Source organism: Hydrogenophaga sp. A37 (assembly GCF_002001205.1).
Taxonomy (GTDB): domain Bacteria; phylum Pseudomonadota; class Gammaproteobacteria; order Burkholderiales; family Burkholderiaceae_C; genus Hydrogenophaga.
On sequence record NZ_MUNZ01000009.1, the window covers coordinates 1 to 1,181 of the forward strand.

General features: G+C 60.1%; 1 protein-coding gene. It reads left to right on the forward strand.

Annotated elements, in window-relative coordinates; translation table 11 throughout:
* The first annotated feature begins 55 nt into the window (after positions 1-55).
* The gene (locus B0E41_RS00035) at positions 56-1,045 is read left to right on the forward strand and encodes an IS5 family transposase (protein WP_143433577.1); all 990 of its coding nucleotides are present in this window, start codon (positions 56-58) and stop codon (positions 1,043-1,045) included.
* Positions 1,046-1,181 lie beyond the last annotated feature (136 nt).

Sequence of the window (1,181 nt, forward strand, 5' to 3'; positions counted from 1 at the left end):
TAGGGAACGTCTGCAGAACCGTCGCCACTGGCACGGGATGTGCGAGATTGACGTTATGAAACAGATGAGCCTGAGCGAGAGCGGATTCGAGCGCAAGACCAAGAGAACGCGCAAGCGCGAGTTCCTCGATGAGATGAACCTGGTGGTGCCTTGGGCAGAGCTGATTTCGCTGATTGCCCCGCATGCACCTGCGCCCGGCGCCAAGGGCGGGCGCCCGCCATTTGCCGTGCGGACCATGCTGCGCATTCACTTCCTTCAACAATGGTTCAACCTGTCCGACCCGGCGATGGAAGAAGCCCTGTACGACACACCCATGTTTCGCGAGTTTGCGGGCCTGGATGCCGCAGAAGACAACCTGCCCGACGAGAGCACCATTCTTCGCTTTCGCCACCTGCTCGAAACCCACAACCTGAGCCTGCAACTGCTGGCCACAGTCAACGCCACGCTGGCCGACAAAGGCCTGCTCTTGAAGAGTGGCACGGTGGTCGACGCCACGCTCATTGCCGCGCCCAGTTCGACCAAGAACAGCAGCGGCGAGCGCGACCCCGAGATGCACCAGACCAAGAAAGGCAATCAATGGCACTTCGGGATGAAGGCGCACATTGGTGTGGACGCCGACTCGGGCCTGGTGCACACCGTCACGGCCACGGCGGCCAATGCACACGACATCACCCAGGCAAGCGTTCTGCTGCACGGCGACGAAACCGATGTCTTTGCCGACTCGGGCTACCGGGGCGTTCACAAGCGCGATGAAGTGATCAAGGACCATCCTGAGATCAACTGGTACGTGGCCATGATGCCCAGCCATCGCAAGGCGCTGGACAAGGACACGCCCATGGGCGCGATCATGGAAGCACTGGAGAAGACCAAGGCGCGCATCCGGGCCAAAGTCGAGCACCCGTTCCGGGTGATCAAGCGCCAGTTTGGGCATGTGAAGGTGCGCTACCGGGGGTTGGCCAAAAACACGGCGCAGCTGCACACCCTTTTTGCGTTGTCCAACATCTGGATGGTGCGCCGAATGCTGTTGAAGGAGGTCCGGGGATGAGTGCGTCTGAATGCGGCCAAGGGGTCGCCAACAGGAGTGAAATTAGCCCGAAAACACCTCTTGATCAGCAAAAATTGCCGCCATTTGAAATTGCGAGCATCAGCCCACGCAGATCCGGGTGTTGTGCAGACCATCC

Excerpts from the sequence above, each read along its gene's own strand:
- B0E41_RS00035 (WP_143433577.1), top strand. The coding sequence starts at position 56 with ATGAAACAGATGAGCCTGAGCGAGAGCGGATTCGAGCGCAAGACCAAG.